The organism is Kitasatospora sp. NPDC051705 (genome assembly GCF_044453265.1).
In the GTDB taxonomy this organism is placed as follows: Bacteria; Actinomycetota; Actinomycetes; order Streptomycetales; family Streptomycetaceae; genus Kitasatospora.
On the sequence record NZ_JBITCO010000017.1, the window covers coordinates 36,040 to 52,139 of the forward strand.

Genomic DNA, 16,100 nt, shown 5'->3' on the forward strand with positions numbered 1-16,100 from the left:
GACGACGACCATGAGTGAAGTCCGGACGACCACGTCCCGGGAGGACCGCATCGCGGCCCTGCCCGAACACCTCAGGGCCCTGCTGCGGGACCGGCTGGCGGGCGCCGAGGCGCCCGCCCCGGAGGCGGCCGCGCCCACCGCGCTGCGCACCGTCGAGCGCGGCCGCCCGCTGCCGATGTCCTTCGCCCAGCAGCGGATGTGGTTCCTCTACGAGTTCGACCCGCTGGCGGTCGGTTACAACTCCTCGTTCGCGCTGCGGCTGCGGGGCGAGCTCGACCACGCCGCGCTGCGCCGTGCGCTGGCCGCGGTCGTCGACCGGCACGAGGCGCTGCGCACCACCTACGACCAGGTGGACGGCGTCCCCGTGCAGGTCCCGCACCCGTCGGTGGACATCCCGCTGCCGGTCGTGGAGGCCGTCGGCGGGAGCGCCGAGGACCGCGAGGAGGAGCTGCTGCGGCTGGTCCGCGAGGAGGCGGTGCGGCCCTTCGACCTGCGCACCGGCCCGGTGCTGCGGACCCTGCTGGTGCGGCTCTCCGAGCGCGAGCACGTCCTCGTGCTGAGCATCCACCACATCGCCCACGACGGCTGGTCGCTGTCGATCGTCACCCGGGAGCTCGGCCAGTACTACGCGGCCGCGCTCCAGGGCCGCGAGCCGGACCTCCCGGCGCCCGGGCCGCAGTACGCGGACTACTCGGTGTGGCAGCGCGAGCGGCTCTCCGACGGGCGGCTCGACGAACAGGTCGACTACTGGCGCGAGCAGCTCGCCGGCGTGCCGGTGCTGGAGCTGCCGACCGACCGGCAGCGCCCCGCGGTGCCCACCGGCGCCGGCGCCTTCCACGAGTTCACCGTCCCGGCCCGGACGCTCGCCGGGCTGCGCGAGCTCACCGAGGCCTCCGCGGCGACGCTCTTCATGACGCTCACCGCCGCCACCCAGCTGCTGCTGGCCCGGCTCTCCCGGCAGGAGGACGTCGCCGTCGGAACGCCGGTGGCCGGGCGCGACGAGCCCGAGCTGGCGGACCTGGTCGGGCTCTTCCTGAACACCCTGGTGCTCCGCGCCCGGCCCGAACCCGACCTGAGCTTCCGGGAGTTCCTGGGCCGGGTCCGGGACACCGTGCTGGCCGGCTTCGACCACGCCGAGGTCCCGTTCGAGCGGGTGGTGGACGCCGTCCAGCCCGAGCGCGACCCCAGCCGGATGCCGCTCGCCCAGGTGCTCGTCGTCCTGCAGAACGCCCCCGAGGCGCGGCTCGACCTGCCCGGGCTGACCATGGAGCAGCTCGCCCTGCCGCAGGCCAGCACCGGCTTCGACCTGGTGGTGGCCTTCGAGGAGCGGCCCGACGGCAGCCTCTGGTCGGCCCTGGAGTACAGCACCGACCTGTACGACGAGGCGACGGTGCGCCGGTTCGCCGGCCACCTCACCACCCTGCTCGGCTCGATCGCGGCCGACCCCGACCGGGCGATCGGCGCGCTCGACCTGCTGAGCCCGAAGGAGCACCACCGGCTCACCGTGGACTGGGCCCGCAACCCGGTGGCGTTCCCGGAGCAGGAGCCGGTGCACCTGCTGGTCGCCAGGCGGGCCGCCGAGCGGCCCGACGACCTCGCGGTGGTGCGCGGCGAGGAACGCCTCAGCTACGCCGAACTCGACCGGATGGCCGGGCTGCTGGCCGGGGTGCTGCGCGAGCGCGGCACCCGCCCCGGCGACGTGGTCGGCATCTGCTGCGAGCGCGGGCCCGCGCAGGTGGCCGCCACCCTCGCGGTGCTCCGGGCCGGGGCGGCCTTCCTGCCGCTCAACCCGCGCTTCCCGGCCGCCCGCCGGGAGCTGATGCTGGGGGAGACCGGCGCCCGGTTCGTCCTCACCCAGCGCTCGCTGGCCGCCGCGCCGGGCGAGTCCGCCGCCGAACCGCTGGTCCTGGAGGACCTGCGGCCGCTGCTGGAGGCGCACACCGGGGAGGTGCCCGAGGGCCTGGCGGTGGAGCCGGACGCGCTCGCCTACGTCGTCTACACCTCCGGCTCCACCGGCACGCCCAAGGGCGTGCTGCTGGGCCACGGCGGCCTGACCAACATGATCAACGCCTCCCGGCTGATCGTCGGCACCGGCCCCGCCCACACCGTCTGCCAGCTCTCCTCGCCGAGCTTCGACGGCGCGGTCTGGGAGACCTTCCTCGCCCTGGTGTCCGGTGCGGCGCTCGCCGTCCCGGCGAACGAGTCCGAGGCGCTCGGCACCGAGCAGCTGCGCGCCATGGCGGCGGGCCGGCCCACCGTGCTCGGACTGCCGCCGGCGGCGCTCGCCGCCGTCGACCCGCAGGCGCTGCCGGCCGGCTCGGTGGTGCTCGCGGTCGGCGACCGCTGCCCCGTCGGCCTGGCCCGCAGGTGGTCGCGGGTGCACCGGTTCATCAACGGCTACGGCCCGACCGAGAACACCGTCGGCGCCACCATGTTCGAGGTCGGCGCCGAGGAGGGCGGCGACCGGCTGTCCATCGGGCGGCCGCTGCCCAACACCGAGGTGTACCTGCTGGACGGGCAGGGCAACCCGGTGCCGCCCACCGTCACCGGTGAGATCCACCTCGGCGGCCGCGGCGTCGCCCAGGGCTACCTGGGCCGCCCCGAGCTGACCCGCCGGAGGTTCGTCCCGCACCCCTTCGACGAGGACCCGAAGGCCCGGCTCTACCGCACCGGCGACCTCGCCGCCTGGCTGCCGGACGGGCGGATCGACTTCCGCGGCCGCGCCGACGACCAGGTCAAGATCCGCGGCTTCCGGGTCGAACCCGGCGAGATCGAGGCCGCCATGCAGCGCCACCCGGCCGTCGCCGAGGCCGCCGTGGTGGTCCGCGAGAGCGACCGCGGCAAGCAGCTCGTCGGCTACCTGGTCGCCGCGGACGGCCACGAGCCGGGCGGGGCCGTCCGCGAGCTCCGCGAGGCCCTCACCGAGGAGCTGCCCGCCTTCATGGTGCCGGCCGCGCTCGTCCCGCTGGACGCGCTGCCGCTCACCGTCAACGGCAAGGTCGACCGGGACGCCCTCCCGGACGCCCGGGAGGCGCTGGCCCGGGCCGTCACCCCGCCCGACGGCCCGGTGGAGACCGCGCTGGCCGAAGTGTTCCGTTCGGTGCTGGGCGTCCAGGAGGTCGGCGCGCAGGACGACTTCTTCCTGCTCGGCGGGGACTCCATCCTCTCCACCCAGGTGGTCGCCCGGGCCCGCGAGGCGGGCCTGCACTTCACCGCCCGGGACCTCTTCCAGCACAAGACCGTGGCCGCACTGGCCAGGGTGGCCGGCACGGGGGAGGACGAGCCGGAGGAGGCGGACCCGTACCGCACCGGCCCCGTCCCGCTGACCGCCGTCCAGCAGTGGTTCTTCGACCACCACACCGTCAACCCGGACCACTTCAACCAGTCCGTGCTGTTCGAGCTGGTCCCGGGCGCCGACCTCGCGGCGGTGCGCGCGGCCCTGGCCGGGCTGGTCGACCGGCACGACGTGCTGCGCGCCCGCTACACCCGCGACGACGCGGGGCGGTGGTCCCAGGAGGTCGCCGAGGTCGCCGAGGAGTCCGACGGCCACTGGGGGTTCGAACCGCTCGACCTCGCCGGCGCGGACGACGCCACGGTGCGGGAGCGGACCGCCGCGGCCTTCGGGCGGGCCCAGCGCGGCCTGCGGCTGGCCGACGGCCCGCTGCTGCGCGCCGTCCTCGCCGACCTCGGACCGGACCGCCCGGCCCGGCTCTTCCTCACCGCGCACCACCTGGTGGTGGACGGCGTCTCCTGGCGCATCCTGCTGGACGACCTGCGCGCCGGCTACGCCGAGCTGGCGGCCGGCCGGCCGCTGCGCCCCGCCCCGCGCTCCACCTCCTTCGGGCAGTGGTCGCGCCGGCTGCGCGAGCACGCCCTGGCCGGCGGCTTCGACGACGAGCTGGCGCACTGGCGGGCCCTGCCCGCGCCCGTCGGCGAGCCGGCCGCGGCCGGCCGCTTCGGTGACCGGCGCACCGTGCGGCGCACCCTGGGAGAGGAGGAGACCGAGGCGCTGCTGCGCCGGGTGCCCGGGGTGCTGCGCGCCCAGGTGCACGAGGTGCTGCTGACCGCACTGGCCCGGGCGCTCGCCGTCCGCGGGTACGCCGAGGAGGGCGGCACCGTGGTCGACCTGGAGGGCCACGGCCGCGAGGAGATCCTGGACGGGGTCGACCTGTCCCGCACCGTCGGCTGGTTCACCACCATCTACCCGGTGCTGCTGGACGCGCCCGCGGACCTCGCACCGGCCGCCGCGGTCCGGGTCGTCAAGCGCCGGCTGCGGGCCGTCCCGCGCCGCGGCCTCGGCCACGGCGTCCTCGGGCTGGTGGCCGCCGGCGGCCGCGAGGACCTGCGGGTCCCCGCGTCGCGGGCGCGGATCGGCTTCAACTACCTCGGCCAGTGGGACAACCAGCTGCCCGAGGGGGACCGCCTGGTGCTGCGCCACCTGGACCACGGCGGCGGCGACCACGAGCCGGACGAGACCCGCACCTACGAGCTGGACGTCGCGGCCGCCGTGGAGGGCGGCCGGATGGAGCTGTCCTGCGTGCACGCGGGCGGCCGGTTCGACGACGCCTCGGTGACCGCCCTGCTCGGGGCGATGCACGAGGCGCTCGCCGAGATCGTCCGGGCCTGCGGATGACCGGCCGCCGCGGCACCGGCCGCGCCGCCGCCCACCGCCGCACCCGTCGACCCGGGGAGGGGAACCGGTGAACGACCAACCCTGGCTGGTGGTCCCCCGGCCGCGCCCGGAGGCCACCCGGCGGCTGGTCTGCCTGCCGCACGCCGGCGGCAGCGCCGGGTTCTACCGGCCGTGGGCCAACCACCTGTCGGCCACCGTCGAGCTCCAGCTCGTCCAGTACCCGGGGCGCGAGGAGCGGGTCGAGGACCCGTTCGTCGACGACGCGGCCACCCTGGTGGAGCAGTTGACGCGGGCCCTGCTGGAGACCGACCGCCCGGGCGTAGAGACGGTGGTCTTCGGGCACAGCATGGGCGCGCTGCTCGCCTACGAGACGGTGCTCTCGCTGCAGGCCCACGGGCTGCCGGTGGCCCGGCTGGTGCTCTCCGGCTACCCGCCGCCGCCGCAGACGGCGGGCGGGCCGGCGGCCCCGGTCGGCCCGAGGAGCGACGAGGACCTGCTGCGGACGGTGGCCGGCCACGGCGGCACCCAGATGTCGATCTTCGACGACCCGGACATCCGGGAGATGGTGCTGCCGATCCTGCGCAACGACTACCTCCTGATCGACTCCTACCGCTCGGCCGGGCCCCGCCCGGTCGAGTGCGGGATCGTGGTCCTCACCGGGGACTCCGACGTCACCGTGACCCCGGAACGGGCCCGCGGCTGGGAGGCGCTGGCCGGCAAGGAGTTCGCCTGCCACGTGCTGCCCGGCGGGCACTTCTACCTGACCGCGCAACGGGCCCGGGTCATCTCCCTGCTGCACGACCACCTGCTGGACCGCGGCTGAGCCGGCCGCCTGCTGCACGACCACCTGCTGGACCGCGGCTGAGCCGGCCGCGACCCGCCCCCGCCGAATTCCGCGCGTTCCGCGGGATCCGGCGAGTTCGCCGACGGATGGCACCCGGCACTATCGGGTCGCCATCCGTTCGGCATGCCCGGAATACCCCCGCGAAGGCCGGGGCGCGCTGGAGTGCGTGTTTCCGCTGAGGCTTAAAAGCCTGTTTCCGGCGGCTCCGCTGCCGGAGGATTTCGAGCCATGGGACAGCCCGGGGCTCCGGGTTGAACGACCGGCTGAGAGGGTCAGGAATGCTTGGCAACGTCGTCATCGTCGGCGGTGGGACATCCGGTTGGATGACCGCCTCGTACCTGCGCGCCGCATTCGGCGATCGGATTTCCGTCACGCTGGTGGAATCCAAGCGAATCAAGACCATCGGGGTCGGTGAGGCGACCTTCAGTACCGTCCGGCATTTCTTCAACTACCTGGGCCTGCCCGAGCACGTGTGGATGCCCAAGTGCAATGCCACCTACAAGCTCGGCATCCGATTCGAGAACTGGCGGCGCAAGGGCCACTACTTCTACCACCCCTTCGAGCGCCTCCGGGTCGTCGACGGCCTGCCGCTCACCGACTGGTGGCTGAACAGCCGCTCCGGCGACCGCTTCGACCAGGACGTGTTCCTGATGGCCGCGATCTGCGACGCCGAGCGGTCCCCGCGCCACCTGGACGGCACCCTCTTCGAGCAGGAGTTCAAGGAGGGCGCCGACACGGCCGACCGCAACACGCTCACCGAGCAGGACACCCAGTTCCCGTACGCCTACCAGTTCGACGCCTCGCTGCTCGCCGACTACCTCTCCGAGTACGCCACCGAGCGCGGCGCCCGGCACATCGAGGACGACGTCGTCGAGGTCGTCCAGGACGAGCGCGGCTGGATCAGCGGCGTGCGCACCAAGGAGCACGGCCTGCTCGAGGGCGACCTGTTCATCGACTGCACCGGCTTCCGCGGCCTGCTGATCAACCAGACCCTCGAGGAGCCCTTCGACTCCTTCCAGGACACCCTGCCCAACAACCGCGCGGTGGCGCTGCGCGTCCCGGTCGACATGGAGAAGCGGGGCCTGCGCCCCTGCACCACCGCGACCGCCTCGGACGCCGGCTGGATCTGGACCATCCCGCTGTTCGGCCGCATCGGCACCGGCTACGTCTACTCCGACGAGTACACGACGCCCGAGGAGGCCGAGGCCACCCTGCGCGCCCACGTCGGCCCGGACGCGGAGGCCCTGGAGGCCAACCACATCCGGATGCGGATCGGCCGCACCCGCAACGCCTGGGTCAACAACTGCGTCGCCATCGGCCTGTCCAGCGGCTTCGTCGAGCCCCTCGAGTCGACCGGCATCTTCTTCATCCAGCAGGGCATCGAGGAGCTGGTCAAGCACTTCCCGGACGCCGACTGGAACCCGGCGCTGCGCCGCTCCTACAACCGCACGGTGGGCAACACCATCGACGGCGTGCGGGAGTTCCTCGTCCTGCACTACAAGGCCGCGGCCCGCGCCGACAACGCCTACTGGCGGGACGCCAAGACCCGCGTGATGCCCGACGGCCTGGCCGAGCGGATCGAACTGTGGCAGGCCAAGCCGCCGACGGAGAACACCATCTACCCGCACTACCACGGGTTCGAGTCCTACTCGTACCTGGCGATGCTGCTCGGCCTCGGCGGCGTGGAGCTCAAGGCCCCGCCGTCCGTCGCCCTGCAGGACTCCACCCGGGCGGAGAAGGAGTTCCAGCTCCTGCGCGACCAGTCCGCCGAGCTCGTGAAGCGCCTGCCCAGCCAGTACGAGTACCTCGCCCAGATGCACTGACCCGCCGGAGCCCCGAGGAAGGAGGCACCATGGACAGTCTTCCGTACGTACCGGCCGCGGTGACGCTCGCTCTGCTCGTCCCCGCGGCACTGCTCGGACGCCGGCTGGCCAAGCTGTTGCGGCAGCCTGAGATCGTCGGCGAGATCATGGCCTGCCTCCTGCTCGGCGCGCTGCTGGCGAGTCAGTGGGACTGGAAGCCGGCCGGCATGGACGGCGGCGCCGTCCTGGAGAAGGCGGGCCACCTCGGCCTCGCGCTCTTCCTGGTCGGCGCCGTCCACGAGATCAGGGCCGGCGGCAGCCGGCTCGGCGGCCGGACCATCGCGCTGACCGCCGCCGGCTCCCTGCTGCTGCCGCTGGGCTGCGGCGTGGCGTTCGCCGCCTGGGTGCTGGCCGACGGCTCGCCGGCCCTGCGCGGCGACGCCCCGGCCGGGGTCCTGGTCCTGATGCTGGCGATCGCCCTCGCCGTCACCGCCGTCCCGGTGCTCGCCGGCATCCTGGACGACCGCGGCATGCTGAACACCGCGATCGGCCGGCTCTGCATGGCGGTCGCGGTCTCCATCGACGCCGTCACCTGGTCGATGCTGGCGATCGCGGTCGGCCTGGCGCACGGCGGCGGGAGGATCACCCCGTACGCGGTGTTCGCCGTCGGCCTGCTGGTCGCCTGGGCGATCCGGCGGGCGGGCGCCGCACCGGTGCCCCGGGCCTGGGCCGAGCGGGTCCCGGTCGCGGTGCCGATCGGGCTGACCGCCGCCGCGGCCGTCGCCGCCGCGCTGACCACCTCGCGGCTGGGCCTGACCGACGTGCTCGGCGCCGTGCTGGTCGCCCTCGCCCTGCCGGGCGACGACGGCGCCGGCCCGTGGACCAGGGCCGCGCACACCGTCGGCGGCTGGGGGCGGCTCGCGCTGCCGCTGCTGTTCACGGTGACCGGCATGGGCCTCGCCTCGGCGCCGCTCAGCGTCTTCTCCTGGCAGGCCGTCCTGCTCTCGGTGGTGCTCGCGATCCTCGGCAAGCTGGTCGGCAGCTACGCCGGTGCGCGGGCGGCCGGCCGGCCCCCGGTCGAGTGCATGAAGATCGCGGTGTTCCTCAACGCCCGCGGCCTGACCGAACTCGCCGTCCTGCAGGCCGGCTACCAGGCCGGGATCCTCACCCCCGCGCTGTTCCTCGCGCTCGTGGTGATGGCCCTGTTCACGACGGCGCTCAGCGGCCCGCTGCTGTGGGCCATCGACCGGTTCACGGCGCCCGAGGCCGCCCCCCGGACCGCGGAGCCGGCCGTCCCCTACCCCGTCGAGCGGTGAGCCACGTGGAACTCGTCACCTCAACCCCCTCCGACTTCCGGACCTTCATGTCCGGCTTCCCGAGCGGCGTCTCCGTCGTCACCTCGCTGGACGACGCCTCGCGCCCGTGGGGCATGACCTGCTCCGCGCTGTGCAGCGTCACCGTCGACCCGCCCACGCTGCTGGTCGGCATGCGGGCCGAGAGCCCGACCCTGCGGGCCGTGCTGCGCAGCGGCGCCTTCGCGGTGAACCTGCTGCACGCCGACGGCCGCGGCACCGCCGAACTGTTCGCCTCCGGCGACCCGGACCGCTTCGACGCCACCCCCTGGCGGCTGCCGCCCGGCGCGGGCGGACCCCACCTGGTGCGCGACGCCCACGCGGTGGCCGACTGCCGGGTCAGCCAGCTGGTGCCCGTGGGCGGCCAGCGGATGGTCTTCGGCGAGGTCGTCCGGATCACCGAACTCAGCGACGCGCCGCCGCCGCTGCTCTACGGGAGGCGACAGTTCAGCACCTGGACCGCCTGACCAGAGGGTTCCCACCCGACCCCCGAGAACACCGTTGTGGAGGAGAGATGACAGCTCAACCCACTGACGCGGACACCCCCCGGCGCGCACCCGCCCGCGACCAGGGCATCCAGCGCCACAGCGCGATGCCGGTCCGGAAGTACCGGCCCTACGAGGCGGTCGGCCTGCCCGACCGGACCTGGCCGGGACGCCGCGCGGAGCGCGCCCCGCTGTGGTGCAGCGTCGACCTGCGGGACGGCAACCAGGCCCTGACCGACCCCATGGACACCACCCGCAAGCGGCGGATGTTCGACCTGCTGGTCGGGATGGGGTTCAAGGAGATCGAGGTCGGCTTCCCCACCTCCTCCCAGGACGACCACGCCTTCCTGCGCCACCTCGTGGACACCGACGCCATCCCGGAGGACGTCGTCGTCCAGGTGATGACGCCGATCCGCGGCGACTTCATCGAACGCACCGTCAAGGCCCTGGAGGGCGTCCCCCGCGCCGTCCTGCAGATCTTCAACCCCACCTCGGAGGCCCAGCGCCGGCTGGTCTTCCGCAAGGACCGCGCGCAGATCACCGCGATGGCCCTGGACGGCGCCGAACAGGCCCTCAAACTCCAGGACTCCATCCCCGGCACCGAGATCTACCTGCAGTACGCGCCCGAGTCCTACACCCAGACCGAGCCCGACTACGCGCTCGAACTCTGCAACGCCGTCCTCGACTTCTGGGCCCCGCGGGCCGCGCACACGCTGCGGATCAACCTGCCCTCCACCGTCGAGGTCTTCCCGCCGCAGGAGTTCGCCGACCGGATCGAGTACACCCACCGCAACCTGCTCCACCGCGAGCGCACCATCCTCTCCGTGCACCCCCACAACGACCGCGGCAGCGGCGTGTCCGCCGCCGAACTCGCCGTGCTGGCCGGGGCCGACCGGGTCGAGGGCACCCTGTTCGGCAACGGCGAGCGCTCCGGCAACGTCTGCCTGGTCACCCTGGCCATGAACCTGTTCTCGCAGGGCGTCGACCCGATGCTCGACCTGCGCGACATCGACGGCGTCCGCCGGATCGTCGAGAGCTGCAACCAGATGCCCGTCCACGCCCGCCACCCGTGGGCCGGCGACTTCGTCTACACCTCCTTCGCCGGCTCCCACCAGGACGCCATCGCCAAGGGCCTGCGCGCCCGCGAGGAGTCCGGCCAGGACACCTGGGACGTGCCCTACCTGCCGATCGACCCGCGCGACATCGGCCGCGACTACCAGGCGCTGATCCGGATCAACACCCAGTCCGGCAAGGGCGGCATCGCCCACCTGCTGCGCACCGAGTACGGCATCGAACTGCCGCGCCGCCTCCAGATCGACTTCGCCTCCGAGATGCAGGCGGTCTGCGAGGAGATCGGCGGCGAGATCACCGGCGACCAGCTGTGGAGCCACTTCGTCGAGCGGTACGTGGCGCTCGGCACCGAGGCGGTGCCCGGCCTGCCCCGGCCCGAGCCGCTGGCGGCGGAGCCTGGCGGCGCCCGCTGGACGGAGGCGGCCGCCGCGGCCGTCGCCGGGTACGGGCTGGACGCCGTCGTCCAGGGGCTCACCGTGGACCGGGCCGGCGCACCGCTGAACGCCGTCACCGCCGCCTTCGAGATCGTCGTGGACTCCCGCTCCCACTGGGGGGTCGGCATCGCCGACGAGGAGGGCGAGGCCGTCGGCCGGGCCGTCCGCGCCGCCGCCCTGCGGGCGCTGCTGGAGACCGAGCCGGCCGGCGTGTCCGGAGCCCGCTAGCGAGGCCGCCGAGGGCGGGGGAGGGAGGGGGCGCAGATGCCCTGGAACACCTTGATCGACGTGGCGCGGGAGGACGTGCTCCCGCTCACCGCCCAGATCCGGGACGGCATCAAGCGGGAGATCGCCGAGGGGGCGCTGCACCCCGGCACCCGGCTGCCGTCGAGCCGTCAGCTCGCCGAGGACCTGCGGGTGTCCCGCAGCGTCGTCGTCGAGGCCTACGGGCAGCTGGTGGCCGGCGGCTACCTGGAGGCCACCCGGGGCTCGGGCACCCGGGTCGCCGCCCACCTGGACCGCGGCACCCGGCCGCCGACCCTGCTGAGCGACGCCCGCCCCGCCCCGGTGGTCCGCTGGGACCTGCGGGCCGGCGGCGCCGACGCCTCCGCCTTCCCGCAGCGCGAGTGGCTCGCCGCCTACCAGCGGGCGGCGCGCCGGCTCGGCCCGCGCGACCTCGGCTACCCGCCGGTGTCCGGCGTCCCGGCGCTGCGCGCCGAACTCGCCCGCTACCTCGGGCGGGCCCGCGGCGTGCACACCACCCCGGAGCACGTGATGGTGGTCTCCGGGTTCGCCCAGACGCTCGGCCTGGTCTGCGCCACGCTGCCGCGCACCGGCCTGGCCGCCCTCGCGGTCGAGGACCCGTGCCACCCGCAGCAGCGCCAGTTCATCGTCGAGTCGGGCCTGGACTGCCCCTCCGTCCCGGTCGACGAGCACGGCATCGACGTGGCCGCCCTGGCCCGCACCGGCGCCCGGGCCGTCCTGGTCACCCCCGCCCACCAGTTCCCCACCGGTGCCGTGCTCAGCGCCGAGCGGCGGGCCGCGCTGGTGCGCTGGGCCGAGGACGTGGACGGCTGGATCATCGAGGACGACTACGACGGCGACCTCTGGCTGGACCACGGGCGCCGGCCCACCGCGCTGCAGCGGCTCGCCCCGACCCGGGTGCTCTACGCGGGCACCGCGAGCAAGTCGCTGGCCCCCGGGATGCGGCTGGGCTGGCTGGTCGCCCCGCCCCGGCTGCGCCGCCGGCTGGAGGAGGTCCGGGCCCAACGCGACCTGGGATGCGACGTGTTCACCCAGCACGCGTTCGCCGAGGTGCTCGACAGCGGAGAGCTCGACCGGCACCTGCGGCGCCAGCGGGAGCGGCTGCGGGCCCGCCGGGAGGTCTTCCACGAGGCCGTCCGGCGCCGGCTGCCCGGCGCCCGGATCACCGGAGCCTTCGCCGGCCTGCACGCCTACGTCCAGCTCCCGCCGCGGGTGGACGAGGCCGCGCTGGTCGCCCGGGCGCTGCGCCGCTCGGTCCTGGTGCGCGGCGCCCGCAGCTACCACCACCGCTCCTGGCAGGCCGGCCCCGCCCTGGTCGTGGGCTACGCCGGGGTGCCCCGCAGCGGGGTCGCCGAGGCGGTGCGGGAGCTGGGCGAGGCCTACGCGCAGGCGGCGGCCGACGGCTGCCTGCGCAGCGCGTAGGGCCCGCCCGGCTCCACGGGGACCGGGCACGACGGACGACGGAGAGTGAGGAGGACCCGATGGTGACGACGAGCCCGGGCGGCGCGCCCGCCCCGCTCGCGGTCCGCGCCGCGGCCTGGCACCTGCCGGAGCACCGGGTGCCGGTCGGCGAGCTGGCCGAACGCGAGGGCCTGGACCGCGAGCGCAGAACCGTCCTCGCCGGCCTCGGGATCGACACGGTGGCCGTCGACACGGGGCTCGGCGCCACCGCGATGGCCGAACGGGCCTGCCGCGGCGCGCTCGCCCGCGCCGGTGTCGCCGCGCAGGACCTGGGCGCCCTGGTCGTCGTCGAGTCCCGCGCGCCCGAGACGCTGATCAGCTCCGAGGTCACCAGGCTGCAGGCCCGGCTGGGCGCCGACCGGGCCCTCGCCTTCGGCGTCGGCGGCCTCGGCTGCGTCTCGCTCGGGCCGGCCCTGCTGGCCGCCCGGGGCCTGCTCGCCGCCGACCCGGACCTGCACCACGTGCTGGTCGCCCACGCCTCCACCCCGGCCACCCCCGGCCGCTACCGGCACCCCGTCACCGTCAACGGCGACGCCGGCCAGGCCCTGCTGCTCGCCCGCACCGGTCCGGTCCGGATCCTCGACCTCGTCCAGGAGACCAACGGGGCCCACTGGGACCTCTTCCGGGTCGACTACCGGGACCGCCCCTGGGAGCAGTGGCGGGAGGAGTGCCGCGACCTGCCCGGCTACTCCTTCCGGCTCGCCGTCGAGACCAGGAACCGGCTCGCCGCGCTCCTGGCGGGCCTGCTGAAGCGGCACGGCCTCGACCGCGCCGACGTCGCGGGCTACGCCAGCCAGAACCTCTCCGCGGGCGGGCTGCGCTTCCTGGAGGAGTCGCTGGACGTCGAACTGCTGCCGGAGTGCCGGGAGAACCTGGCCCGCTACGGCCACCTCGGCCCGAACGACGTCCTCCTCAACCTCTGGACGGCGCTGGCGAACCGGCGGCTGGCCGAGGGCGACCGGGTCGTGCTGGTCAACGTCAGCCCGGTGGCGGCCTGGAACCTGCTGCTGGTGGAAATCGGACCCTGGGAGAGCACCGCGTGACCGACACCGCAATCGAGATACGGGAGTTCCTGACCGTCGCCCTGCGCCGGCCGGTGGAACCGGACGAGGACTACTTCGCCCTGGGCCTCGCGGACTCGCTGTTCGCCCTGGAGCTGGTGGTCTTCGTCGAGGAGCGGTTCGGGATCCGGATCGAGGTGGAGGACCTCGAACTGGACAACTTCCGCACCGCCGAACGGATCGCCGCGCTGGTCGCGGGCAAGCACGGCGGGCCCGCCGCGGGCGACGAGACGGGCGCCGGCCGTGCCGCCCGCGGCTAGCGGCGCCCGGCCGGCCGGCCCGGACGCACCGCGGCCCGCGGGCGCCCCGGGGCTCCCCGCGGCCGTGCCGGACGTCCCCGCGGCCGTCCCGGACGTCTCCGTGGTGGACGCCGCCGCCGACCTGGCCGCCGCGGTGCGCGAGGACGCCGGCCGCTGGGACGAGCGGGGCGCCCTGCCCGACGAGGCGGTCCGCGCGGTCGCCGCCGCCGGGCTGCTCGCACCCGACCTGCCGGCCCGCCACGGCGGAGCCGGCGCCACGCCCGTCCAGCTCGGCGAGGCGGTCGCGCACCTGGGCGGCGTCTGCGGCGCCCTGCGCGCGCTGCTCACCGTCCAGGGCATGACGGCGGCCGCCCTGCTGCGCTGGGGCAGCGCCGCCCAGCGCGAGCGCTGGCTGCCCGCCCTGGCCTCCGGCGAGCGGCTCGCCGGCTTCGCCGCCACCGAGCGGGAGGCGGGCAGCGCGCTCGCCGAGGTCGGCACCCGGATCGAGGACGACGGCGAGCAGCTGGTGGTCACCGGCGCCAAGCGGTGGGTGACCTTCGGGCAGAGCGCCGACCTCCTGCTGGTGCTCGGGCGCACCGCCGCCGGCCCAACCGCCGTCCTGGTGGAGGGCGACCGCGCCGGGATCGGCCGCGAGCCCGTCGCCGGCCAGCTCGGCCTGCGCGCCGCGCGGATCGCCCACCTCACCTTCGACCGGGTGCGGGTGCCGCGGGAGAACCTGGTGGCGCCGGCCGGGGCGGGCCTGACCCACACCGCGGCGGTGGCCCTGGACCACGGCCGCTTCACGGTGGCCTGGGGCTGCGTCGGCATGGCGGAGGCCTGCCTGGCGGACGCCGTCGAGCACGCCGTGCGGCGGGTCCAGGGCGGGGTCCCGCTGGCCGAGCACCAGCTGGTGCGCTCCCTGCTCGCCCGCTCGGCCGTCGACGCGGCGGCCGCCCGTGCCCTGGCCGAACGGGCCGCCCAGGCCCGGGCCGGCTCGCCGCTGGGCGCCGTCACCGAGACGGTGGCCGCCAAGTACGCGGCGGCCGGGGCGGCGAAGGCGGTCGCCGACCGGGCCGTGCAGGTGCTCGGCTCGGCGGGCTGCGAACCGGGGGGCCGGCCGGGCCGGTTCTACCGGGACGCCAAGGTGATGGAGATCATCGAGGGCAGTCCGCAGCTGGCCGAACTGCACCTCGCCGACCGGCTGTTGCGCCGGGCGGTGCGCCGATGAGCGCCCCGCGCGGGGCCACCGCGCCGGGCGGCGGGGCCGGGCCGGAGCGGCCGACCGTCAAGGTCCTGGTCTGGGACCTCGACGACACCCTGTGGGACGGCACCGTGCTGGAGGGCGACGACCCGGCGCCGTTCCCGGCCGCCACCGCCGCGCTGCGGGAGCTGGACGGGCGCGGCGTGCTGCACGCCGTCGCCAGCCGGAGCGACCGGGCCGCCGCCACCGCCCACCTGGAACGGCTCGGCCTGCACGAACTGTTCACCGTGCTGGAGGTCGGCTGGGGCCCGAAGTCCGGTGCCGTGCGGCGGATCGCCGAGGCGATCGGCATCGGCCTGGACACCGTCGCCTTCGTCGACAACGACCCGGTCGAGCGCGCCGAGGTGGCCGCCGCCCACCCGGAGGTGCGCTGCTACCCGGCCGAGCAGGTCGGGGCGCTGGCCGGACTGCCGGAGTTCCGGCCGCCGTTCGTCACCGCCGACGCCCGCGAGCGGCGGCTGCGCTACCGGGCCGAGGCCCGGCGCGCGCAGGCCGGGGGCGAGTACCAGGGCACGCCGCAGGAGTTCCTGGCCTCGCTCGACCTGACGCTGACCGTCCGGCGCGCCGAGCCGGGCGACCTCGCCCGGGCGCACGAACTCACCGTCCGTACCCATCAGTTGAACACCACCGGCCGCACCTACGACCTGGCGCGACTGCGGGCGCTGTGCGGCTCGCCGGACCACCGGGTGCTGGTCGCCGAACTGACCGACCGCTTCGGCGACTACGGCACGATCGGCCTCGCGCTCAGCGAGCGCATCCGGTACGCCGCGGGGGAGGGCCCGGCCGAACCGGCGGAGCTCCTGCGGCTGCTGCTGCTCTCCTGCCGGGTGATGTCCCGGGGCGTCGGCCCGGCGCTGATCGGCCACGTGGTGCGCAGCGCGCTCGCCGAAGGGCGGCGCCCCCTGGCCGAGTTCGTCCCGACCGAGGTCAACCGGGTGATGCTGGTCAACCTCCGCTTCGCCGGGTTCACCGTGCTGGGCCCGGCGGAGGAGGGGCGGCTGCTGCTCGGCTACCCGCCGGCCGCCCCGCCGCCCCCGCCCCCGGGCCACCTGCGGCTCATCACCCCGCCGCCCGCCGAGACCCCGCCGCCCGCCGACACCCGGGGGCCCGCCGAATCCTTGCGGCCCGCCCCTGCCGGCCCCGGGCCGGCGGCCCGCCCCGAACCCCCGGCCACGCCGTGACCAGGAAGGACA

Annotated in this window: 11 protein-coding genes; all 11 read left to right on the forward strand. The window is 75.4% G+C overall.

Translation table 11 applies throughout. The features are described 5' to 3' along the window. Positions 1-10 precede the first annotated feature (10 nt). The 11 genes from ACIA8Q_RS21700 (at position 11) to ACIA8Q_RS21750 (ending at position 16,088) form a co-directional block, all read left to right on the forward strand. The gene (locus ACIA8Q_RS21700) at positions 11-4,633 is read left to right on the forward strand and encodes an amino acid adenylation domain-containing protein (RefSeq protein WP_360214076.1); all 4,623 of its coding nucleotides are present in this window, start codon (positions 11-13) and stop codon (positions 4,631-4,633) included. Between the two features lie 67 nt (positions 4,634-4,700). Further along, positions 4,701-5,456 (forward strand): alpha/beta fold hydrolase, encoded by a 756-nt coding sequence (locus tag ACIA8Q_RS21705; RefSeq protein ID WP_360214078.1) that lies wholly within the window; start codon positions 4,701-4,703, stop codon positions 5,454-5,456. Positions 5,457-5,755: 299 nt separating this feature from the next. Next, positions 5,756-7,300 (forward strand): tryptophan halogenase family protein, encoded by a 1,545-nt coding sequence (locus ACIA8Q_RS21710; RefSeq protein ID WP_360214080.1) that lies wholly within the window; start codon positions 5,756-5,758, stop codon positions 7,298-7,300. 29 nt (positions 7,301-7,329) lie between these two features. Beyond that, positions 7,330-8,595 carry a cation:proton antiporter gene (locus ACIA8Q_RS21715; RefSeq protein ID WP_360214082.1) on the forward strand — a complete coding sequence of 422 codons (1,266 nt, stop codon included), beginning with the start codon at positions 7,330-7,332 and terminating at the stop codon, positions 8,593-8,595. Beyond that, positions 8,592-9,098: a flavin reductase family protein gene (locus ACIA8Q_RS21720; protein ID WP_360214084.1), complete on the forward strand. Its 507-nt coding sequence runs from the start codon at positions 8,592-8,594 to the stop codon at positions 9,096-9,098. The genes ACIA8Q_RS21715 and ACIA8Q_RS21720 overlap by 4 nt, the downstream gene beginning before the upstream one ends. Positions 9,099-9,145: 47 nt before the next feature. Continuing rightward, the gene (locus tag ACIA8Q_RS21725) at positions 9,146-10,849 is read left to right on the forward strand and encodes a 2-isopropylmalate synthase (protein WP_360214086.1); all 1,704 of its coding nucleotides are present in this window, start codon (positions 9,146-9,148) and stop codon (positions 10,847-10,849) included. A 36-nt stretch (positions 10,850-10,885) separates the two neighbouring features. Continuing rightward, a complete protein-coding gene (locus ACIA8Q_RS21730) occupies positions 10,886-12,307 on the forward strand; it encodes a PLP-dependent aminotransferase family protein (RefSeq protein WP_360214088.1) in 1,422 nt (473 codons plus the stop codon). 59 nt (positions 12,308-12,366) lie between these two features. Continuing rightward, a complete protein-coding gene (locus ACIA8Q_RS21735; RefSeq protein WP_360214090.1) occupies positions 12,367-13,389 on the forward strand; it encodes a 3-oxoacyl-ACP synthase in 1,023 nt (340 codons plus the stop codon). Then, the gene (locus ACIA8Q_RS21740) at positions 13,386-13,667 is read left to right on the forward strand and encodes an acyl carrier protein (RefSeq protein WP_360214092.1); all 282 of its coding nucleotides are present in this window, start codon (positions 13,386-13,388) and stop codon (positions 13,665-13,667) included. The genes ACIA8Q_RS21735 and ACIA8Q_RS21740 overlap by 4 nt, the downstream gene beginning before the upstream one ends. A 64-nt stretch (positions 13,668-13,731) precedes the next feature. Further along, a complete protein-coding gene (locus ACIA8Q_RS21745) occupies positions 13,732-14,874 on the forward strand; it encodes an acyl-CoA dehydrogenase family protein (protein WP_360214094.1) in 1,143 nt (380 codons plus the stop codon). Further along, positions 14,871-16,088 (forward strand): HAD-IIIC family phosphatase, encoded by a 1,218-nt coding sequence (locus ACIA8Q_RS21750; RefSeq protein ID WP_396317563.1) that lies wholly within the window; start codon positions 14,871-14,873, stop codon positions 16,086-16,088. The genes ACIA8Q_RS21745 and ACIA8Q_RS21750 overlap by 4 nt, the downstream gene beginning before the upstream one ends. The last annotated feature ends 12 nt before the right edge of the window (positions 16,089-16,100 follow it).